The 20,935-nt window shown below is 72.3% G+C and carries 22 protein-coding genes and 1 other RNA gene; 20 read left to right on the forward strand and 3 right to left on the reverse strand.

The window, feature by feature from the left end:
• Positions 1 to 17: 17 nt before the first annotated feature.
• Positions 18 to 1,286, reverse strand: a complete 1,269-nt coding sequence (locus JOE63_RS09090) for a pyridoxal phosphate-dependent aminotransferase (RefSeq protein WP_087471600.1) — start codon at positions 1,284 to 1,286, stop codon at positions 18 to 20.
• A gap of 200 nt (positions 1,287 to 1,486) precedes the next feature.
• On the opposite strand from JOE63_RS09090, the gene JOE63_RS09095 reads away from it, so the two are divergent.
• The 16 genes from JOE63_RS09095 (at position 1,487) to ssrA (ending at position 14,523) form a co-directional block, all read left to right on the forward strand.
• The gene (locus tag JOE63_RS09095) at positions 1,487 to 2,785 is read left to right on the forward strand and encodes a CpaF family protein (protein WP_087472871.1); all 1,299 of its coding nucleotides are present in this window, start codon (positions 1,487 to 1,489) and stop codon (positions 2,783 to 2,785) included.
• Between the two features lies 1 nt (position 2,786).
• The gene (locus JOE63_RS09100; RefSeq protein WP_087471601.1) at positions 2,787 to 3,647 is read left to right on the forward strand and encodes a type II secretion system F family protein; all 861 of its coding nucleotides are present in this window, start codon (positions 2,787 to 2,789) and stop codon (positions 3,645 to 3,647) included.
• Entirely contained in the window at positions 3,644 to 4,585 is a 942-nt protein-coding gene (locus JOE63_RS09105) for a type II secretion system F family protein (RefSeq protein ID WP_087471602.1), read from the forward strand. The genes JOE63_RS09100 and JOE63_RS09105 overlap by 4 nt, the downstream gene beginning before the upstream one ends.
• Positions 4,586 to 4,666: 81 nt before the next feature.
• Positions 4,667 to 4,882 carry a hypothetical protein gene (locus JOE63_RS20990; protein ID WP_239576671.1) on the forward strand — a complete coding sequence of 72 codons (216 nt, stop codon included), beginning with the start codon at positions 4,667 to 4,669 and terminating at the stop codon, positions 4,880 to 4,882.
• A gap of 58 nt (positions 4,883 to 4,940) precedes the next feature.
• The gene (locus JOE63_RS09110; protein ID WP_244286101.1) at positions 4,941 to 5,291 is read left to right on the forward strand and encodes a TadE/TadG family type IV pilus assembly protein; all 351 of its coding nucleotides are present in this window, start codon (positions 4,941 to 4,943) and stop codon (positions 5,289 to 5,291) included.
• Positions 5,288 to 5,767, forward strand: coding sequence for a TadE/TadG family type IV pilus assembly protein (locus JOE63_RS09115; RefSeq protein ID WP_204540813.1), 480 nt, complete (start codon positions 5,288 to 5,290; stop codon positions 5,765 to 5,767). The genes JOE63_RS09110 and JOE63_RS09115 overlap by 4 nt, the downstream gene beginning before the upstream one ends.
• On the forward strand, positions 5,767 to 6,258 hold the full coding sequence (locus tag JOE63_RS09120; RefSeq protein ID WP_087471605.1) for a pilus assembly protein TadG-related protein: 492 nt from the start codon (positions 5,767 to 5,769) through the stop codon (positions 6,256 to 6,258). Before JOE63_RS09115 ends, JOE63_RS09120 begins: the two co-directional genes overlap by 1 nt.
• A gap of 189 nt (positions 6,259 to 6,447) precedes the next feature.
• Entirely contained in the window at positions 6,448 to 7,074 is a 627-nt protein-coding gene (locus JOE63_RS09125; protein ID WP_087472872.1) for a hypothetical protein, read from the forward strand.
• Between the two features lie 133 nt (positions 7,075 to 7,207).
• Positions 7,208 to 8,368: a hypothetical protein gene (locus JOE63_RS09130; RefSeq protein WP_204540816.1), complete on the forward strand. Its 1,161-nt coding sequence runs from the start codon at positions 7,208 to 7,210 to the stop codon at positions 8,366 to 8,368.
• Between the two features lie 78 nt (positions 8,369 to 8,446).
• The gene (prfB, locus tag JOE63_RS09135; RefSeq protein ID WP_087471606.1) at positions 8,447 to 9,559 is read left to right on the forward strand and encodes a peptide chain release factor 2; all 1,113 of its coding nucleotides are present in this window, start codon (positions 8,447 to 8,449) and stop codon (positions 9,557 to 9,559) included.
• A 163-nt stretch (positions 9,560 to 9,722) separates the two neighbouring features.
• On the forward strand, positions 9,723 to 10,610 hold the full coding sequence (gene ftsE / locus JOE63_RS09140; protein ID WP_244286102.1) for a cell division ATP-binding protein FtsE: 888 nt from the start codon (positions 9,723 to 9,725) through the stop codon (positions 10,608 to 10,610).
• Positions 10,611 to 10,615: 5 nt separating this feature from the next.
• Positions 10,616 to 11,527: a permease-like cell division protein FtsX gene (gene ftsX / locus JOE63_RS09145; RefSeq protein WP_087472873.1), complete on the forward strand. Its 912-nt coding sequence runs from the start codon at positions 10,616 to 10,618 to the stop codon at positions 11,525 to 11,527.
• 1 nt (position 11,528) lies between these two features.
• On the forward strand, positions 11,529 to 12,896 hold the full coding sequence (locus tag JOE63_RS09150; RefSeq protein ID WP_204540820.1) for a M23 family metallopeptidase: 1,368 nt from the start codon (positions 11,529 to 11,531) through the stop codon (positions 12,894 to 12,896).
• A gap of 146 nt (positions 12,897 to 13,042) precedes the next feature.
• A complete protein-coding gene (gene smpB, locus JOE63_RS09155) occupies positions 13,043 to 13,513 on the forward strand; it encodes an SsrA-binding protein SmpB (protein ID WP_047234045.1) in 471 nt (156 codons plus the stop codon).
• Between the two features lie 101 nt (positions 13,514 to 13,614).
• The gene (locus tag JOE63_RS09160) at positions 13,615 to 14,028 is read left to right on the forward strand and encodes a hypothetical protein (RefSeq protein ID WP_087471608.1); all 414 of its coding nucleotides are present in this window, start codon (positions 13,615 to 13,617) and stop codon (positions 14,026 to 14,028) included.
• 128 nt (positions 14,029 to 14,156) lie between these two features.
• Positions 14,157 to 14,523: a transfer-messenger RNA gene (gene ssrA / locus JOE63_RS09165) on the forward strand.
• Between the two features lie 79 nt (positions 14,524 to 14,602).
• Here ssrA and JOE63_RS09170 read toward each other — a convergent pair.
• Positions 14,603 to 14,965 carry a hypothetical protein gene (locus tag JOE63_RS09170; protein ID WP_204540823.1) on the reverse strand — a complete coding sequence of 121 codons (363 nt, stop codon included), beginning with the start codon at positions 14,963 to 14,965 and terminating at the stop codon, positions 14,603 to 14,605.
• Positions 14,958 to 15,941, reverse strand: a complete 984-nt coding sequence (locus JOE63_RS09175) for a DUF4349 domain-containing protein (RefSeq protein WP_204540827.1) — start codon at positions 15,939 to 15,941, stop codon at positions 14,958 to 14,960. Before JOE63_RS09175 ends, JOE63_RS09170 begins: the two co-directional genes overlap by 8 nt.
• A gap of 156 nt (positions 15,942 to 16,097) precedes the next feature.
• On the opposite strand from JOE63_RS09175, the gene JOE63_RS09180 reads away from it, so the two are divergent.
• The 4 genes from JOE63_RS09180 to JOE63_RS09195 all read left to right on the forward strand — a co-directional run bounded on the left by JOE63_RS09180 (position 16,098) and on the right by JOE63_RS09195 (position 20,887).
• Positions 16,098 to 16,973: a PfkB family carbohydrate kinase gene (locus JOE63_RS09180; RefSeq protein WP_307840307.1), complete on the forward strand. Its 876-nt coding sequence runs from the start codon at positions 16,098 to 16,100 to the stop codon at positions 16,971 to 16,973.
• Between the two features lie 133 nt (positions 16,974 to 17,106).
• The gene (locus JOE63_RS09185) at positions 17,107 to 18,267 is read left to right on the forward strand and encodes an ROK family transcriptional regulator (protein WP_082141568.1); all 1,161 of its coding nucleotides are present in this window, start codon (positions 17,107 to 17,109) and stop codon (positions 18,265 to 18,267) included.
• A gap of 198 nt (positions 18,268 to 18,465) precedes the next feature.
• Positions 18,466 to 19,776 (forward strand): extracellular solute-binding protein, encoded by a 1,311-nt coding sequence (locus JOE63_RS09190; protein WP_204540834.1) that lies wholly within the window; start codon positions 18,466 to 18,468, stop codon positions 19,774 to 19,776.
• Between the two features lie 154 nt (positions 19,777 to 19,930).
• On the forward strand, positions 19,931 to 20,887 hold the full coding sequence (locus tag JOE63_RS09195) for a carbohydrate ABC transporter permease (protein ID WP_087471612.1): 957 nt from the start codon (positions 19,931 to 19,933) through the stop codon (positions 20,885 to 20,887).
• The last annotated feature ends 48 nt before the right edge of the window (positions 20,888 to 20,935 follow it).

Below are 20,935 nucleotides of genomic sequence, written 5' to 3' on the forward strand. Positions count from 1 at the left end.
TCCCATGACCCGGTGCCTCAACGACCGGCAGGGCTCCCCGGCACCGCTCCGCGGGCTGTTCGCGGGTGCGGTGTCGTGCCGAGGCGAGCAAGACGCGCCACCGCCTCGCGGAGCACGTCCTCGCGCTTGACGAAGGTGAACCGCACGCGAGGGGCCAGCGCGCGGGCCGTCGTCGACCCCGGCGTGCAGAACGCGCTCACGGGGACCGCGACGACGCCCGCGAGGGCGGGCAGGTCGCGGCACAGGGCGGTGCCGTCCTCGAAGCCGAGCGGGGCGCCGTCGGCGACGACGAAGTACGTGCCCTGCGGCACGACGACGTCGAACCCGGCGCGGACGAGCCCCGCACACAGCAGGTCCCGACGCGCGGCGAGGGAGTCGGCGAGCGCGCGCGGCGTCTCGTCGTCGGACAGGGCGTCGGCGATCGCGGGCTGGAACGGCGCGCCCGACGTGTAGGTGAGGAACTGCTTGACCGTGCGCACCGCGGTGACGAGCTGCTCCGGCCCGTGCAGCCAGCCGATCTTCCAGCCGGTGAACGAGAACGTCTTGCCGGCCGAGGAGATCGTGATCGTGCGCTGCCGCATCCCGGGCAGTGTCGCGATCGGCACGTGCCGGGCGTCGTCGAACGTGAGGTGCTCGTAGACCTCGTCCGTGACGACGACCGCGTCGTGACGGCGCGCGACGGCGGCGATCGCGTCGAGCTCGTCGAGGTCGAGGACCGTGCCCGTGGGGTTGTGGGGCGAGTTCACGAGGATCAGCCGCGTGCGGTCCGTGACCGCGGCGCGCAGGGCGTCGAGGTCGAGCCGGAAGCGGTCCGGGCCCGCCACGAGCGGGACGGTGACGTGGTTCGCGCCCGCGAGCGCGATGCACGCCGCATGCGCGTCGTAGAACGGCTCGAGCGTCACGACGTCGTCGCCCGGGCCGGCCAGCGCGAGGATCGTCGCGGCGAGGGCCTCCGTCGCGCCCGTCGTCACGAGGACCTCGGTCTCCGGGTCGGGGTCCAGCCCGTAGTGCCGGTACTGGTGGCTCGCGACGGCGTTGCGCAGCTCGAGGATGCCCGGACCCGGCGGGTACTGGTTGTGGCCCTCCTCGATCGCCCGGATCGCGGAGTGCTTGACCGTCGCCGGGCCGTCGACGTCCGGGAATCCCTGCCCCAGGTTGATCGCGCCCGTACGGTGCGCGAGCGCCGTCATCTCGGCGAAGATCGTCGCCGCGACCGCGCCGTCCGCGCCGAGGAGGCCGGTGGCACGGGCGGCGGCCTGCCAGCGGCCGGGCGGGAGGTCGGTCATGGCCCGACCCTAGCCGTGTCCGCGCCCACGATGTGGGACGCCGCGGCCGGGTTCCCGGCGGGCGCGCGCCGTCATCCCGAGGCTCCCGGGTCCGCTGTCCACAGGGCACTCCCGCGGGGCCCGTCGATGCCCTACTCTCTCGGTCAGGTCTTTCCGGTCCGGCGGGGCAGCCGGCCAGCAGAGCAGGGGGAATGCTCGACATGTCTACGGACACGCACGCCGTCGGCGTGCTCGAGGGCGAGGTGCGCGAGCTCGTCCGGCGGCGCGGGGTGGACCCCGTGCGCGACCGCGCGGCGGTCGACGAGCTCGTCCGCGAGGCGGTCGCCGACTACGAGACGCGGAGCGCGCTCGGGGCCGTCGCGCCGCTCGCCGACCCGACGGCCGCCGGTCGCGCGGTGGTCGACTCCGTGGCGGGCCTCGGACCGCTCCAGCCCTACCTCGACGACCCGGAGATCGAGGAGGTCTGGATCAACGCGCCCTCCCAGGTCTTCGTCGCGCGGGGCGGCCGGTCCGAGCTCACGACGACGATCCTCACCGCGGAGCAGGTGCGGGACCTCGTCGAGCAGATGCTGCGCTCGTCCGGCCGCCGGCTGGACCTGTCGAGCCCTTTCGTCGACGCCTCGCTGCCCGGCGGCGAGCGGCTCCACGTGGTCATCCCTGACGTCACGCGAAACAGCTGGGCGGTCAACATCCGCAAGCACGTCGTCCGCGCGTCGCACCTCGACGACCTCGTCCGGCTCGGCTCGCTCACCCCGCAGGCGGCGTCGTTCCTCGACGCCTCGGTCCGTGCCGGGCTGAACATCCTCGTCGCGGGCGCCACGCAGGCGGGCAAGACGACGATGCTCAACGCCCTCGCGGGCTCGGTCCCGCCCACGCAGCGCGTCGTCACGTGCGAGGAGGTGTTCGAGCTCCGGTTCGCCGTACGGGACGTGGTCTCCATGCAGTGTCGGCAGCCGAGCCTCGAGGGGACCGGCGAGATCCCGCTGCGCCGCCTGGTCAAGGAGGCGCTGCGCATGCGCCCCGACCGGATCGTCATCGGGGAGGTCCGCGAGGCGGAGAGCTTCGACCTCCTCGTGGCCCTCAACGCCGGCATCCCCGGGATGTGCACGCTGCACGCCAACTCGGCCCGCGAGGCGATCACCAAGATGTGCACGCTGCCGCTGCTCGCCGGCGAGAACGTCTCGGACCGCTTCGTGGTCCCCACCGTCGCGTCCTCGATCGACCTGGTCGTCCATCTCGGCGTCGACGTCGACGGGCGGCGCGTCGTGCGCGAGGTCCTGGGGGTCACGGGGCGGGTCGAGCAGGGCGTGGTGGAGGCGGCGGAGATCTTCGTCCGGACCGGGGACCGGCTGGTGCGGGCCGACGGGTTCCCACCGGGCGCGGACCGGTTCGCGCGTGCGGGGATCGACCTGGCGGCCGTGATGCACCCCGAGCGCTCACGCGTCCCGGCCGCCCCGGCGGGTGCTTCGGCGAGCACGACGTGGTCGGGGGCGAGCTGACGTGGGCGTCGTCGTGGGGTTCCTGCTCGGCGCGGGCCTGTTCTGCGTGTGGTGGTCGTTCTGGGCGCCGGGCCCGCGCCAGGAGCGCCGTGCGGACGGCTGGACGGCACGCACCCAGGACCTCCTCGTGCAAGCGGGTGCACCGTCCGTGACGCCGGGCGCGCTGGTGGCGACGAGCGTGGGCGTGGGGCTCGTGGTCCTCCTCGTCGCGACGGTCCTCGCCGGGTCGGTCACGATCGCCACCTGCTTCGGTGCGATCGCCGCGTCGCTGCCGGTGCTCCTCGTGCGCTCCCGCGCCCGACGCCGCAGGGCCCGGTTGCGCGACGTGTGGCCGGAGGTGCTGGACCACCTCGCCTCCGGCGTCCGCGCGGGCCTGTCGCTCCCCGAGGCCGTCGGTCAGCTGGGCGAGCGTGGCCCGGCGGAGCTGCGGGAGCCGTTCACCCGGTTCGCGGTGGACTACCGCGCGTCAGGGCGCTTCGGAGACTGTCTGGACCGTCTCAAGGAACGGCTCGCGGACCCGGTGGCCGACCGCATCGTGGAGGCGCTCCGACTGACGCGCGACGTCGGCGGCACGGACCTGGGGCGGCTCCTGCGCACCCTCTCGACGTTCCTGCGCGAGGACGCGAGGACGCGCGGCGAGCTCGAGGCGCGCCAGTCCTGGACGGTCAACGGCGCGCGGCTCGCCGTCGCGGGCCCCTGGGTGGTGCTCGGCTTCCTGGCGACCCGGCCCGAGACCGCGGCGGCGTACAACTCGCTCGCGGGGGCGCTCGTCCTCGGCGTCGGCGCGGCCTGCTCCGCCGCGGCGTACCAGCTCATGCTGCGGATCGGGCGACTGCCCGAGGAGGAGAGGGTGCTCCGATGAACGCGCTCGACGTGTCGTTGACGGGAGCCGCGATCGGCGGGCTCGGTGCGGTGGGGCTGCTGCTCGTCGTCGCGGGCGTCCGCGGCCGCGCGATCCGGCTCGACGAGCGCCTTGCGCCCTACCTGCGGACGCACGACCGCACGTCGGTGCTCCTCCGCGACCAGCCGACCCGGACGCCGTTCCCGACGGTCGAGCGCCTGGTCGCCCCGGTGCTCGCCGACGCCGGCCGGGCGCTCGAGCGGCTCGGCTCCACGTCCGCCGACGTCCGCCGCCGGCTCGATCGCGCGGGCCGACGCCAGAGCGTGGAGCAGTTCCGTGCCCGCCAGCTCGTGTGGGGCGTCGTCGGGCTCGCGCTGGGCACGTTCGTCGCTGTGGTCCTCGCCGCGACGCGAGGCTCGTCCGTCGTGCTGCTCGTGCTGCTCGCGCTGCTGTGCGGGGTGGGAGGCATCCTCGCCTGCGACCACGCCCTGACGCGCGCCGTGCGACGCCGCGAGGAACGCATGCTCGCGGAGTTCCCGACCGTCGCGGAACTGCTCGCCCTCGCGGTCAACGCCGGCGAGGGCCCGGTGGCGGCGCTCGAACGGGTCGCGTCGACGGCCCGCGGAGAGCTCTCGGACGAGCTGCGCACGACCCTCGCGTCCGTGCGGTCGGGCACGCCGCTCGCCCGGGCGCTCGAGCAGCTCGCCGACCGGACGGGTCTGCCGAGCCTGACCCGCTTCGCGGAGGGGGTTGCCGTCGCCGTTGAGCGCGGGACGCCGCTCGCCGACGTCCTGCGCGCCCAGGCGCAGGACGTGCGCGAGTCCGGGCGCCGCGCGCTCATGGAGGCGGGCGGCAAGAAGGAGGTGGCGATGATGATCCCGGTCGTCTTCCTCATCCTCCCGGTGACGGTGGTCTTCGCCGTCTATCCGTCCCTGGCCACGCTGCGGCTCGGGTTCTGAACGGCGGCTCCCCCCGGGCGTGCCCGGGACCCGCACGGCTCACAGACGACACGACAGACGACGGACGAACGAGGGGGAACCATGCAGGGGTGGGGTCTTAGGACGCAGGGTGCACGGCGAGCGGCGCGCGAGGCGCTGGGACGCCTGGTGCGAGGAGACGCGGAACGGGGCGACGTCCCGGGGTGGGTCCTCATCACCCTGATGACGGCGGGTCTGGTCATCGCACTGTGGGCCGTCGCCGGGCCGGCGCTGACCCAGGCCTTCAGCAACGCGATCTCGAGCGTGGGGGCGCCCTGAGGTGGCGCACGGAGACGGTCTCGGCCCGGCGTCGGAAGATCGTGAGCGCGGGTCCGCGGTGGTCGACTTCACCCTCGTGTCCGTCCTGGTGCTCGTGCTGTTCCTCGGTGTCGTCCAGGTGGCGCTCGCGGTCCACGTGCGGGCGACGCTGGTGGACTGCGCCGCGGAGGGCGCTCGGGTCGCCGGGCGCGCCGACCGCGGCCCGCAGGACGGGGCTGCCCGGACGCGCGACCTGATCACGGCCGCGCTCTCGTCCCGCTATGCCCAGGACGTCGTGGCACGGCAGGCGGTCGTCGACGGTCTCCCCGTCGTCGAGGTGACGGTCTCGGCGCCGCTCCCCGTGGTGGGCCTGCTCGGTCCTGCGGGCGTGGTGACCGTCGACGGGCACGCGCTCGAGGAGGCACCGTGACCCGCAGGGTGCGGACGGTGCTCGCTCGCCTCACCGGGGGTGGGCAGCGGGCGGAGCGGGGGAGCGCCGTCGTGGAGTTCCTGGGCGTCGCGTTCGTGCTGCTGCTGCCGGTGCTGTACCTCGTGCTGACGGTCGGGCGGCTGCAAGCGGCCACGTTCGCGGTCGAGGGTGCCTCGCGCGAGGCGGCGCGGGCGTTCGTGACCGCGCAGACCGCGGACGACGGCGGGCGGCTCGCCGCGGCCGCGGTCAGGCTCGCGCTCGACGACCAGGGCTTTCGGCCCGGGACCGACGTGCTGACGATCTCCTGCTCCGCCACACCCTGCCTCGAGCCCGGGGGCGAGGTGGTCGCGCGGGTGAAGTTCGAGGTGCCCCTGCCGCTCGTCCCGTCGTTCGTCCGGGCGGCCGTGCCCCTCGCGGTCCCGGTCGAGGCGCAGCACGTCGCGTCGGTCGACGAGTACGCCGCGAGGCGGCCGTGATGCGTGCGAGGCTCGACCCGTGGCGCCGTAGCGAGCCCGTCGACGGGCCCGAGGACGGTCGCATCATGCTCCTCACGACGGCGTTCGTCGCCTTCGCGCTGCTGCTGGTCACCGTGGTGGTGAGCGCGACGCAGGTGCATCTCGAGCGCAAGCGGCTGTACGAGCTCGCGGACGCGCTCGCCCTCACGGCGGCGGACTCGATGGCGCCGGAGTCGTTCTACACGGGTGCCGCCACCGCACCGGTCGAGAGCGGTGTCCTGACGCTCACGGATTCCTCGATCCGGTCGGACGTCCAGGACTACCTGACCCGGAATCCGGGGGCGCTCGACGGTCTGCACGACGTCGTCGTGACCGAGGCGTCGACCGCCGACGGGCGCACCGCGACGGTCGGTCTCGCCGCGCGGGCACGACCCGCGATGATCGGCTGGGTGACCCAGGCGTGGAGTGATGGCATCATCGTGCGTGCAGAGTCACGTGCCAGAGCGTGGTGAGCACCTGTTGCTGTTCGACGACGAGCATCCAGGAAAGGGCAGTTCGCAAGGACGCGTGAGCATGCTCCCGCGCCTTTGTTTACTTTCTTAACTTTGGATGGCCACTTCTGGTTCGACTCTGTCAAAACCCCAGGTTCGCCGCTATGGTGATCCGGTCCGACAACAACTCCAACGATGGAGAGCTACAACATGAACGCACGAGCAACGAAGAAGCTCGTCGCCGGGGGTGCCCTCGGCGCGATGCTCATCGGCACGGTCGCCCTCGCGTCCGCTGCCACCGCAGACCAGGTGGGCGACGACTCGAACGTCGACGTCTCGGTCGAGATCGAGTCGACCGTGGAGCCGGGCAACCTCGCCTTCAGCGTGGCCTCCAGCTCCACGACGCTCAGCGAGGTCGACTCGACCGTCGCCGAGACCCGCGAGTTCACCGGCACGCTGCCGTCGGTCACGGTCACCGACACGCGTGCTGCCGACCAGATCGCGGCGGGCTCCTACTGGTACGTCCTGGGCTCGGCCTCGGACTTCACCGGTGACGCCGGCACGATCGGTGCGGAGAACCTCGGCTGGGCGCCGGCTCTCGTCGGTGGCAGCGCGAGCGGCCTCGTCGAGGCCGGCGAGGGTGTCGACCCGGTCCTCGAGGACGGTGTCGGCCTCGTCGACCAGGACCTCCTCGTCTCGACCTTCGACTCCACCGAGGTCAACCCCGAGGGCTCGTGGACGGCGAACGCCGGCCTCACGCTCCGTACGGCCGAGGACGTCGCCGCCGGCGCCTACTCCTCGACGGTCACGCTGTCCCTCTTCGAGGACATCGGCTGATCAGCCCCTCGTGACCCGACGGCCGGTCTCGGCCGGCCGTCGAACCGAGCAGACCACGGCGGGCCGCTCCGCCCCGTCCGACCGAGCGTCGGGTGGGACGGGCGGCCCGTCGTCGTACGGAGAGAGCACCTGCGTGAACCCTGCATCACACCTGAACGCCCGAACGACCCCGGCACGACCTCGTGCCGCGCGCTGGCTCCTGGCCGCCGGCGCAGCGCTCGTCGCCGCGCTCGCGCCGGTCCTGCCGGCGGCGGCCACGGCGAGCGTGGCGCCGGGCGGCCTCGCGTTCGACACCGAGGACACCATCACCTGGAGCGTCACTCCCGCGGACGCCGACGGCGCTGACGGGCGGCGCTGGGTCGACTTCACCGCGGACCCGGGGCAGACGGTCGAGGACCATCTGGCGGTCACGAACTTCGGCAAGGTGCCCGCCACCTTCGCGCTGAAGTCCGCCGACGGGTACCTCACCGCGAACGGCCGGTTCAACATGCTGCCGTCGGACCAGGAGTCCACGGACGCGGGGACGTGGTTCACCGTCCAGGACACGGTCGAGGTCGGTCCGGACGAGACGGTCGTGGTGCCGTACACGATCACGGTCCCGGAGAACGCGACCCCCGGTGACCACCCGGCGGGCATCGCGGCGTCGATCACGAGCACGGGGACCGACGCGGGAGGCACCAGCCTGGGGGTCGAGTCCCGCGTCGGCTTCCGGGTCACGACGCGCGTCACCGGCGAGGTCGAGCCCGTCCTGGTGGTCGAGAACGTCAAGGCCTCCTACGCGCCGTCGTGGAACCCGTTCGCGGCGGGTGACCTGACGGTCTCCTACGACGTCGCGAACGACGGCAACGTGCGCCTCGGTGCCGAGGGGGACGTCGCGACGTCCGCGCTCTTCGGTGCGGTGAGCGCGGACGGTGCGGCGGAGCCGATCAACGAGGTCCTCCCCGGCGGGTCGCTCCGCAGCCGCGTCGACTTCGACGACGTGTGGCCTCTCGGCCCGGTCCGCACGACGATCACCGTCACGCCGACGACCGTCGCGGACGACCAGGTCGACGCGCCGCTCGAGCCCGTCACGGTCACCGTGACGACCTGGGCCGTCCCGTGGCCGCAGCTCCTCCTGATCGCGATCGTCGTGGTCCTGATCGTGGGCGTGCGCGACGACCGCCGTCGTCGCCGCCAGCGCCTGGAGGCGATGCTCGCGAAGGCCCGCGACGAGGGCCGCCAGCAGGCCGCCGGGAGCGAGCCCGCGCCGTCGGGCACGGCCTCGCCCGCCGCGAAGGGCGAGCCGAAGGCCTGAGCCACGGCCGCGCCGTCGGGCAGGGGAGACCCGCCCGACGGCGCGGAGCGCGCAGGACGTCGCGTAACCTTGAACCTCGTGGCCACCATCGACTTTCCGACCGAGATCAAGGCGCTGCGCAGCACGCTCGAGTCCATCGAGAGCGTGAGCGACCCGGAGGTGCTGCGCGCGAAGATCGCGGACCTCTCGGAGAAGGCGTCGGCCCCCGACCTGTGGGACGACCCGGACGCCGCGCAGAAGGTGACGTCGGCGCTCTCCGCGGTGCAGTCCGAGCTGGACCGGGTGAAGAAGCTCGGGCAGCGCATCGACGACGTCGAGACCCTGGTCGAGATGGGCCAGGAGATGGAGGACGAGGACACCCTCGTCGAGGCGGAGGCCGAGGTCGGCGCGATCCGCAAGGACCTCGACCAGCTCGAGGTCCGCACGCTCCTCGCGGGCGAGTACGACGCCCGTGAGGCCGTCGTGACGATCCGCGCGGGCGCGGGCGGCGTGGACGCGGCCGACTTCGCGGAGATGCTCCTGCGCATGTATCTGCGCTGGGCGGAGCGTCACGGCTACTCGACCACCGTGCTCGACACGTCCTACGCCGAGGAGGCGGGGCTCAAGTCGGCCACGTTCGAGGTGAAGGCGCCGTACGCGTTCGGCCACCTGTCGGTCGAGGCGGGCACGCACCGCCTCGTGCGCATCTCGCCGTTCGACAACCAGGGACGTCGGCAGACGTCGTTCGCGGCCGTCGAGGTCATCCCGCTCATCGAGCAGACGGACTCCGTCGAGATCCCCGAGTCGGAGATCAAGGTGGACGTGTTCCGCTCGTCCGGCCCGGGCGGGCAGTCCGTCAACACGACGGACTCCGCGGTGCGCATGACGCACATCCCGACCGGCATCGTCGTGTCGATGCAGAACGAGAAGTCGCAGATCCAGAACCGTGCGGCCGCGCTGCGCGTCCTCCAGTCCCGCCTGCTGCTCGTGCGCCAGGAGGAGGAGAACGCGAAGAAGAAGGAGCTCGCGGGCGACATCAAGGCGAGCTGGGGGGACCAGATGCGCTCCTACGTGCTGCAGCCCTACCAGATGGTCAAGGACCTGCGCACGGAGCACGAGGTCGGCAACCCGTCGGCGGTGTTCGACGGCGACATCGACGACTTCATCGAGGCCGGGATCCGCTGGCGCCGCGGGGCGCAGCAGGAGTCCTGACCCGGCGCGGGCCCGCCCCGGGCGGTTGATCCGAGCAACAGGTCGATGCGCCCGGGCGCGGCGTGTCCGCCCCGCCCGGCCGGGCGCGCGTGCCTACCCTCGGGATCGTGCGACGAACCTCGTTCGTCCACGGATCGACCCCCGACCCGAGGAACGTGCCGCTGTGATCCGCTTCGAGAACGTCACCAAGGTCTACGCGCGCGGCGCGAGGCCGGCCGTCGACGACGTGTCGATGGAGGTCCGCCGCGGCGAGTTCGTCTTCCTCGTCGGCGCGTCGGGCTCCGGCAAGTCGACGTGCCTGCACCTCGTCCTGCGCGAGGAGCGCCCGACCCGGGGGAAGGTCTTCGTCGCCGGGCGGGACCTCGGGTCGTTGTCGAGCTGGAACGTGCCCAAGCTGCGGCGCCAGATCGGGGTCGTCTTCCAGGACTTCCGCCTGCTGCCGAACAAGACCGTGTTCGAGAACGTGGCGTTCGCCCTCCAGGTCATCGGCAAGCCGCGGCACACGATCGCGATCACCGTCCCCGAGACGCTCGAGATGGTGGGCCTCGCGGGCAAGGAGAAGCGTCGCCCGCACGAGCTCTCCGGCGGTGAGCAGCAGCGCGTCGCCATCGCGCGCGCCATGGTGAACCGGCCGCCCATCCTGCTCGCCGACGAGCCGACCGGGAACCTCGACCCCACCACGTCGCTCGGGATTATGCGCCTGCTCGACCGCATCAACCGGACCGGGACCACCGTCGTCATGGCGACGCACGACGAGGAGATCGTCAACCAGATGCGGCGCCGGGTCATCGAGCTCGAGACCGGCACGCTCGTGCGCGACCAGGCGCACGGCGCCTACGGGGCGCGGGGGCAGGTCATCCCGGACCCTGACCGGCACGCCCCCGGCGCCCAGCCGGCGCCGGACGGGACGCCGGAGTCCGCGCCGACGACGATCGTCCCGCGCGCGCACCACGACCCGGTCCGCGGGGCGCAGGCCGTCGACGAGGAGCCGGCCGAGCCGCCGTCGCGACGCTCGGTGCGTCGCCACGTCGAGGCAGCGGCGGGGGAGTGATCGGCGTGCGACTCCAGTTCATCCTCGCGGAGCTCGGCCAGGGCCTGCGCCGCAACGTCTCGATGACGGTCTCGGTCATCCTCGTCACGTTCGTCTCGTTGACGTTCGTCGGGGCGTCCATGCTGCTGCAGGCGCAGATCGGCAAGCTCAAGGACGACTGGTACGACAAGGTCGAGGTCTCCGTCTTCCTGTGCCCGACCGGCTCGCCGTCGCCGACGTGTGCCGCGGGCGAGGCGACCCCGGACCAGATCGCGGCTCTCGAGGACGTCTTCGAGAACGAGCTCGCCGACGAGATCCAGACGGTCTACTTCGAGTCCAAGGACGACGCGTTCGCGGCGTTCCAGGAGCGGTACCCGGACGGCTACCTCGGCACGCAGCTCACCGTGGACGACATGCAGGCGTCCTTCCGCCTCAAGCTCACGAACCCGGAGAACTACGAGGTCGTCAACGACGTCGTCACCGGACGCCCGGGCGTCGAGGTCGTGGAGGACCAGCGCCGCATCTTCGACTCGCTGTTCCTCGCGCTCAACCGCGCGTCGCTCCTCGCCGCCGGCCTCGCAGCGGTCATGCTCCTCGCCGCGGTGCTGCTCATCACGACGACGATCCGGCTGTCCGCGCTGAGCCGGCGCCGGGAGACCGGCATCATGCGCCTCGTCGGTGCGTCGAACCTGTTCATCCAGCTCCCGTTCCTCCTCGAGGGGGCGATCGCGGCCGTGCTCGGCGCGCTCCTCGCGGTCGGCGGGCTCTGGGTGGGGGTGAAGTACCTCGTCACCGACTGGTTGTCGCAGTCCGTGACGTGGGTGGCCTACGTCGACGAGTCGGACGTGCTGCGCATCGCGCCGGTCCTCGTCGGCATCGCGTTCCTGCTGGCGGCCGTCTCCTCGGTCGTCACGCTCAACCGGCACACGAGGGTGTGAGATGACCCGGGACCTCCGCCGCGCGACCGCGGCCCTGATCGCCACGACGATGCTCCTCGTGGGGAGCGTCGCGTCGGCGTCCGCCGACGACATCGACGACCGGCGCGCCGCCGCGGAACGCCGTCAGTCCGAGATCCTCGGCGGCCGCGAGCAGCTCCAGTCCGAGCTCGAGGACACCGACGCCGAGCTCGCGCAGGCGGTCGTCGACCTCCAGGCGATCGAGGCGCGCCTGCCGGTCGCGCAGGCCGAGCTGGACGCCGCGGAGGCCGAGGTGGAGCGGACCCAGCGTGAGGCGGAGCTGCTCGCGCAACGGCTCGAGGACGCGCTCGGGCAGGAGGCCGCGATCAGCGCCGAGATCGAGCGCGGCGCGACCGACGTCGCCGACGCGAAGTCCAGCATCGCGGAGATGGCGCGCCAGGCGTACCGCGGCCAGGGTGACGTCTCGAGCCTGGGCATCGTCACGGGTGCGCAGAGCACCGAGGAGTTCATCGAGGAGTACGCGGTCTCGTCGACGGCGGCACGCAGCCAGTCCCGGTCCCTCCAGGACCTCCTCGAGGCCGAGTCCGTGGCCCGCAACCGCGAGGCGCGCCTGCAGGCGGTGCGGGAGACGGTCGCCGACCTGAAGAAGCAGGCGGACGAGAACGTCGTCGCCGCCGAGGCCGCGCGCAAGGCGGCGGCGGACCGCAAGGCCGAGGTCGAGCAGCTCATCGTCGACCAGCAGGCGAAGAAGGCGACGATCGAGGAGCGCAAGGCCGCGGCCGAGGCGAAGGTCGCCGAGAACGAGGCCGCCCAGCAGTCGCTGCAGCAGGAGATCAAGGGGATCATCGCCGAGCAGGCGGAACGCGACCGGAAGGCCGCGGAGGAGGAGGCGCGGCGCCAGCAGCAGCAGCCGTCCGGCGGCGGTGGTGGGTCGTCCGGCGGTGGCGGTGGCGGCGGGTCCTCGTCGGGGGGCGACCGCGGGAGCATCTCGAGCTTCCTGTCGTTCCCGACCGCCGTGCCGTACGTGACGTCGAGCTACGGGATGCGGCTGCACCCGATCCTCGGGTACTACCGCCTGCACGCCGGGACCGACCTGCGCGCCTACTGCGGGACCCCGATCATGGCCGCGGGGCCGGGGACGGTCGTCCACGCGCAGTGGCGCAACGGGTTCGGCAACCAGGTCCTGATCAACCACGGGACCGTCGGCGGGTCGAACCTCATGACGAGCTACAACCACCTCACGCGCTTCGCGGTGTCCTCCGGCCAGTCGGTCAACAAGGGGGACGTCATCGGCTACTCGGGCAACACCGGGCTGTCGGGGGCGTGCCACCTCCACTTCGAGGTGTACGTCAACGGTTCCACCATCGACCCGATGTCGGTCCTGCGCTGACCCACGTCCCCGAGCGCGGGCGGGTCGCGCACCGCGGCCTGGCCCGCGCCGTCCCGCCGCGGGGGATAATCGGTACCGGGCGTCGTCGGGCACCCGTACGCTGGTGCGCCGGCGACGACACGACAGCGAAGGACGGTAGGACACGGATGGCGAAGGACACCGGCCGCAAGGTCGTCGCCAGCAACCGCAAGGCACGCCACGACTACGTGATCGAGGACGTGTACGAGGCGGGGATCGTCCTGTCGGGCACCGAGGTCAAGGCGCTGCGGATGGGGCGGGCCTCGCTCGTCGACGGTTACGTCGCCGTGGACCGCGGCGAGGCGTGGCTCGAGAACGTCCACATCCCCGAGTACACCGAGGGGACGTGGAACAACCACGCCCCGCGGCGCAAGCGCAAGCTGCTCCTGCACAAGGAGGAGATCCTGCGCCTCGAGTCCAAGACGCGCGAGAAGGGCCACACGATCGTGCCCCTCGCCCTGTACTTCCTCGACGGTCGGGCCAAGGTCGAGATCGCCCTGGCGCGCGGCAAGAAGGAGTACGACAAGCGGCAGGCCCTGCGCGAGAAGCAGGACAACCGCGAGGCGCAGCGCGCGATGCGGCAGCGCGAGCTGCGCTGACCCTGGCAGGTCGGGGCCGACGGCGGTCCCACCCGCTGGTGGCGGCGTCGCCCTCGACGTACGGTCGAGGGCGAGACGTCCACCACGAACCAGGAGGCCCCATGGTCAAGCTCCGCCAGTACATCCCGCGCCTCGCGGCGGGCGCGTACATCCTCAACTCCGGACTGAACAAGCGCGGCGCGGACGAGGCGACCGCGCAGGGGATCCACGGCATGGCGGCGGGGACGTACTCGTTCCTCGGGGACGTCGAGCCGAAGCAGTTCACGAAGGCGCTCTCGACCACGGAGATCGCGCTCGGCGCGGCCCTGGTCGTGCCGTTCGTCCCGACCGGGCTCGTGGCCGTGGGCCTGGGCGTCTTCTCGGCCGGGCTCGTGGGCATGTACCTGAAGACCCCCGGCATGACGCGCGAGGACGGCGTGCGGCCGACCGAGCAGGGCACCGGGCTCGCGAAGGACGTGTTCCTCCTCGGGATCGCGGGCGGTCTGCTGGTGGACGCGCTGAGCCGCAAGAAGTAGGCGCGCGTCCGGCGGCGTCCGGCCGCGCGGAAATATCGGTGCAGCGGCCGGCGTTCATCCCGTAGGCTTGTCCTGCTGAGCGAGGACCGGGTCCGCCCGGGAGCCGCGCAGTGATTGACAACTCCACAGGGGGTGATCGGTTTCGACGGTGGTCGTGCTTCGAGGAGAAGCGGGCCGAGGATGCAGGCTTATCTCGTTAACGATGTCTGCAAACCACAGGTGCCGATAACAAGCGCACCGACTTCGCCCTCGCCGCCTGAGCGAGCCCCGAAGTCCGTCAGCCCGAGCTAGCTCTCGACTCGGATCCTGACGTCATCTAGAGAGCCACTGCTCGTAGTCCTCGTCATCGGGGCTGCGGGGACTTTCAGGTGACTGAGCCCGTCCGCATCTTGTCTGCGTGAGTGCGGGGGCCGAGAAAAACGACAGCAGACTGCGCCCGGAGAAGTCCTCGATCGGCGTCACCGGACCGGGGTTCGATTCCCCGCACCTCCACCCCTGCGGCAACGGCCCGCACCCCTCGAGGGTGCGGGCCGTCGTCGTCCCGGCAGGTGGTGCGGTCGGTCGTGGGCGCCCGTCACCACCCGTGCTGCGCCCAGGCGTCGGCCGCCTCCGCGCCGTCGAGCCACTCGACCCGCAGCCGCCGCCCCCGCACGACGAGGTCGTCGCCGTCCTCGCGGGGGAGCGGCGGTGCCTCGGGGTCGTCGCTGTACAGGTCCTCGGCCAGGGCCGGGTCGGCGTCGTCGAGGTGGGCGCGCCACTGCACGCGCGGCTCGGGGTTCACGTGCCGCGGGAAGGCTTGCGGGCCGACCGTGTCCCAGTGCGTGCACACGCGCGTCACGAGGTGCCCGACCGGTCGCGGCTCTCCGTCGTCCGTGTCGAGCCAGAGGCGTGCGACCCGCCCGGTCGGCGGGGTCTCGGTGTGCGTCGACTCAGTCATGGGTGGACGCACCGACGAGCGGCCCGCGGCTCGCGGCCGGGGCGTCGGGGTCGTCGTCCGGACCCGGGCGGTCGGTCTCCCCCGGAGGGGTGCCTCCGTCCTGGGCTCGCCGTCGGAACCGGCGCAGGACCCAACGCACGACGAGCAGCACGACCCCGGCGACCACGAGCCACGGCAGCAGGGCGCCGAGGACGACGACGAGCCCGTTGAGCGTGGCGAGCAGGGCGTTCCAGCCGTTCTGCAGACCCCCGAGGAAGCCGCCGGGCGCGAGCTGCTCGGTCGGCACGACCTGCACGACCGTGACGTGCAGGGTCGACATCGAGACCTGGTCCGTGAGCGCGGCGCGCTGCGCCTGCAGCGACTCCAGCTCGGCCTGGCGGCTCGTCAGCTCCTGCTCCGCGGCGAGCAGGTCGGCGGTCGTGGCGGCGTCGCCCATGAGCGTGCGCAGCCGTTCGACCGAGGTCGTCAGGGCGTCGACGCGGGCATCGAGGTCGCGCGCGGTCCCCGTGACGTCGACGGCCTCGATCGACAGGTCGCGCACCTCGCCCACCTGGTCGAGGGCGTCGACGGTGGCGGTCGTCTGTGCCGCCGGCACCCGGATCGTCAGCTCGGCGGACGCCAGCGTGTCGCCCTCGGGCTCCGACTGCCGCCGGCTCTCGACCCGCCCGCCCGCGCTCTCCGCGAGGTCGGCGACCGCGTCGGCTGCGGCCGACGGGTCGTCGGCCACGACCGTGACCGACCCGGTGGTGACGATCTCCCGCTCCGCCGCGGCGACGGCGTCCTCGTCTCCCGGGGCGATCCCCGAGGCCACGTCCTCGGGGGCGTCCGCCGCGCCGCCGCCCGCGACCTCCGAGCCCGCGCCGCCGTCGTCCACGGAGAGGGCCGCCATGTCGCCCGAGGAGGCGGAGCAGCCCGCGAGGAGAGCGCCGCCGAGCAGGAGCGCCGCGACGACGGCGAAGGGGCGAGTGGTCCGCATGCTGCGAGGGTAGGGGGCCAAGCGTGCGAACCGGACACCGGGCGCGACATCGTGACCGTCTTGTGAACTGGTCGTGATCCAACCGCAGCGCGACACCTCGGACCGTGGACGGCGGCGCGGTCCCGGGACGTGGCACGGCAGGATGGTCGCGTGCTCGTGTGCTGCGGTCTCGTGACCCTCGACGTCGTCCAGGTCGTCGACGCGCTGCCCCGTCCCGACGAGAAGGTCGTCGCACGGTCCGTCTCGGCCACCTTCGGGGGGCCAGCCGCCAACGCCGCGGCGACCGCCGCCGTGCTGGGCGTGCCCACGCGGTTCGTCACCGCGGTCGGGGACGGGCCGCTCGCGGAGGTCGTGCGTCGCGAGCTCGCGGACTGCGGGGTCGGTCTCGTCGATGCCGCGGCCGGGACGAGCGGCGGACGCCTCGCCGTCTCGACCGTGCTCGTCACGCGGGCCACCGGTGAACGAGCCGTCGTGAGCACCAACGCGTCCGGGTTCGGCGACCTCGCGGCCCGCGCGGTGGCGGGCGGCTCCGGGCTCCTCGACGGCGTCGGGCCGGGCGACGTCCTGCTGCTGGACGGGCACCTGCCGGGCCTCGCGCTCACGCTCGCGCGCGGGGCGCGCGAGCGAGGCGCGCGCGTCGTGCTCGACGGCGGGTCCTGGAAGCCCGACGCCGTCGAGATGATCGGGCTGTGCGACGCGGTCGTCGTGTCGGCGGACTTCCGGCCGCCGGGACTCGGGGCGGGTGACGTGCTCGCCGCGGTCGCCGCGCTCGGACCGCGGTTCGTCGCTCGCACGCGCGGTCCGCGTCCCGTCGAGGTGCTCGACGCGGGGGAGCGGTACGACGTCGCGGTTCCCGAGCCGGAGCGCGTCGTCGACACCCTCGGGGCGGGGGACGTGGTCCACGGGGCGTTCGCGGCGGGGGTGGCGCGCGGGGCGTCGTGGCGGTCCGCGCTCGAGCAGGCGGTCGTCGTCGCATCACGATCGGTGGAGCACCCCGGTGCGCGGGGCTGGGCAGGCGGGGCGGCGGTCTGAGGGGCGCTGGCGGGCCCACGGGCCGTCTGTGGCCAGGACCCAGGTCCCGCGGCGAGGGCCGATCGGCAACATTTCGGTCACGAAGCCGCGAGGAAGTTGACAGCCACTTAGTAAAGGCAGTCTACTAACAAACATGACAACGGCAGTCACCGGGACCGGAGCACCGAGGAGGCGTCTGAGCACAGGGCTCAGGCCGACCTCGAAGGTGCTGCCCGAGCACGCTCGGGCCCACAACCGGTCCCTCGTGCTGCAGCACCTGTTCCACGAGGGACCCACCTCGCGCGCCGACCTGGCGCGCGCCACGTCCCTCACCCGCGTGACCATCTCCGACCTCGTCTCCGTGCTCATCGCGGAGGGCCTGGTCGAGGAGCTCGGCGTCCGCCCGGGCCAGCGCGTCGGCAAGCCCGCGATCCTCGTCGGGATGCGCACGAGCGCCTACCAGATCGTCTCCGTGGACCTCACCGACGACGAGGTCCTGCGCGGCGCCGTCCTCACGCTCACCGGCGACTTCGTCGTCCGGCAGAGCCTGGCGGTCGACGGACGCACCGGGACCGAGCTGGTCGACCTCCTCACGCGCTTCTGCCGCGGCCTCATCGCGTCCGCCACCCAGCCGGTCATCGGCGTGGGGATCGGGTCGCCCGGCGTCGTCGACGCCGAGGGCCGCGTCATCGAGGCGCCCAACCGGCGCTGGTACGACGTCCCGCTCGCCGCGCAGCTCACCGAGCGGCTCGGTCTCGCGGTCCACGTGGCCAACGACGCGAACATCGCCGCGCTCGGCGAGTTCACGTTCGGCGGCGCGGCCGGCGACGGGCTCCTCGTCCTCACCGTGGGCGAGGGCGTGGGCGCCGGGATCATGGTCGACGGCGCACGGGTGCGCGGGCACGCGGACGCGGCCGGCGAGCTGGGTCACGTGACCGTCGTCGACGACGGCGAGCCGTGCGCCTGCGGGCGCCGCGGCTGCCTGGAGACCGTCCTGTCCGTGCCGGCGTTGCGCCGCGCGGTGGACGGGCTCGACACCGAGGCTTCCGACGCCGTCCTGGCGTCGGTGGGCAGGACGCTGGGCATCGCTCTGGCACCTGTCGTCAGTGCGCTCAACCTCGCGGAGGTGCTCGTCAGCGGTCCTGCGGACCTGCTCGACGGGCCCCTGCGCGAGGCGGCGTTCGAGACCATCCGCTCCCGCACGATGCCGGTCATCGGCAGCGGGCTCCAGGTGCGGATGGCCACGCTCGACGAAGACGTCGTCCTTGCTGGGGCGGCCGTCCTCGTCCTGTCCGGACAGCTGGGGGTCTCCTGAGCCGACGACGCTCGGACTGACCTCCACCGCCCGACCGGGGCCGGGTCCCGACCCTGCCCCTCAGACCTCCTGGGAACCCCAGAGCAGCATCCCCAGGAACGCAGTACCCCTGCACGTGCTCGATTACGCAGGACTCCTGCCACACCTCCGGTGGCGTCACCGACGCCGCCACCAAGAAACACCGAGAGGAAGCACCCAGTGAAGAGGAACCGTCTCGTCGTCGCCTCCGTGGCGTCGACGATCACCCTGGCGCTCGCGCTGACCGCCTGCAGCTCCGGCGGCGGGAGCGACGACAACGGCTCCGGCGAGACCGAGGCCACGACCGGCGACATCCGCGTCTGGCTCAACGGCTCGGACACGCCCGACGCCGCGCGCGAGTACCTCAAGACGACGTTCGAGGAGGAGAACCCGGGCAGCACCCTCACGATCGAGGAGCAGTCCTGGACCGGCCTCGTCGACAAGCTCACCACGTCGCTCTCCGGGTCGGACAGCCCGGACGTCGTCGAGGTCGGCAACACGCAGTCCCCGGCGTTCACGTCCGCGGGCTTCTTCCGTGAGATCACGGCGGAGGAGTTCGAGTCGCTCGGCGGCGACGACCTGCTCCCCGGCTTCGTCGAGGCCGGCGACTGGGACGAGAAGCACTACGCCCTGCCGTACTACGCGGGCTCGCGTGCGGTGTTCTACACGCCGCAGGTCACCGGGGCCACGGCCGTCCCGACGACGCTCGACGAGTACGTCGCCAACGCGAAGGCGATGTACACGGACACGGTGTCGGGTGTGTACTGGCCCGGCCAGGACTGGTACAACGCTCTCCCGTTCGTCTGGGAGAACGGTGGCTTCATCGCCGAGCAGAACGACGCGGGCGAGTGGGAGGCGGGCTTCTCGAGCGAGGGCGGCCTCGCCGGCCTCGCGCAGGTCCAGGACCTCATGACCAACGCGTCGCACGCTCCGAAGGACGGTCAGGAGACCGACCTCCAGGTGCCGTTCTGCGAGGGCACCGTCGCGTACGTGTCGGCCCCGACCTGGATCGCCGGGACCATCAAGACCTCGCAGACCCCTGAGGACCCCGCGCAGACCCCGGGCTGCCTCGAGACCTACGGCTCGGACCTCGCGGCGTTCCCGCTGCCGGGCAAGACCGCGGGTGAGCCGGCTGCCGTGTTCGCCGGTGGCTCGAACATCGCCGTGGCGCAGAAGTCGAACAACCCGGAGCTCGCGTACAAGGCGTTCGAGATCATGATGAGCGACGAGTACCAGACGATCCTCGCCCAGGCGAACATGATCCCGGCGAAGAAGTCGCTCGCGAGCGAGGTGCCGCAGGAGGACCCGATCGCCCAGGCGGGCGTCGCGGCCGCGCAGAACGCGCGCCTGACCCCGGCGTCCCCGAAGTGGGCCGACGTCGAGGCGCAGAACGTGCTCCAGAGCGCCTTCACCAAGATCGCGAACGGTGACGACGTCGAGACCGTCGCCAAGGAGCTCGACGCGAAGATCGAGGAGATCCTCAACAGCTGAGCCCGTCCGGTGATGCCCGGCGCAGGCCGGGCATCACCGGAGGCTCGAGCCGTCAGGGGTGGGGTCTCCTTCCTGAGGAGTCCCCACCCCTTCCCATGACGGGCCGTCGGCACGTCGCCTGCGCACCACCGCGCACCTCTGACGGAGTGAGGAAATGAGCTCAACCACCCTCGAACCACGCACCGAGCGTCCCGGCGCGCCGGTGCGACCCCCCAAGAAGCGGCGTCCGCCGATCCTGCCCTGGACGCTGCTCGTCCCCAGCCTCGTCGTGCTCGGCGTCCTCGTGGGATACCCGCTCGTGCGGCTCGTCATCATGTCGTTCCAGAAGTACGAGCGGGCGCAGCTCATGGGCCAGCCCGCCGAGTGGGTCGGCTTCGACAACTACGTCCAGGTCCTCACCGACGTGGACGGCTTCTGGACCGTGCTGCTGCGCAGCTTCCTCTTCATGGTCGCCTGTGTCGTCCTGACCATGGTGCTCGGCACGCTCATCGCCCTGCTCATGATGCGCCTCGGCAAGGGCTTCCGTCTGCTGGTCTCGGTCGGGCTGCTGCTCGCGTGGGCCATGCCGGCGCTCGCCGCGACCATCGTCTGGGGCTGGATCTTCGACACCCAGTACGGCGTGATCAACAACCTCCTGACGACGATCACGGGGGACAACTGGATGGGCCACTCGTGGCTCCTCAACCCGCTCCAGTTCTTCCTCATCGCCACGCTCATCATCGTCTGGGGCGCCGTCCCCTTCGTCGCGTTCACCATGTACGCGGGACTGACGCAGATCCCCGGCGAGGTGCTCGAGGCCGCGCAGCTCGACGGAGCGGGTCCGGTCCAGCGCTTCCGGCTCATCATGATCCCGTACGTGCGCAGCATCATCACGGTGCTCATCGTGCTGTCGATCATCTGGGACCTGCGCGTCTTCACGCAGATCTACGCCCTGCAGGGCGTGGGGGGTGACCGCGACAAGACGAACACCATCGGCGTGTACATCTACCAGATGGGCATGGCCCAGGGGCACTACGGTCTCGCGGGCGCCATCTCGGTGATCTTCGTGTTCATCATGCTCGGCATCTCGTTCTACTACGTGCGCCAGACGGTCCGGGAGGAAGAACTGTGAGCACCATCCAGACCACACCACGGACCACTGTCCGACACGCCTCCGCCG

Origin of the sequence: Cellulosimicrobium cellulans (assembly GCF_016907755.1) — a bacterium.
In the GTDB taxonomy this organism is placed as follows: Bacteria; Actinomycetota; Actinomycetes; order Actinomycetales; family Cellulomonadaceae; genus Cellulosimicrobium; species Cellulosimicrobium cellulans_D.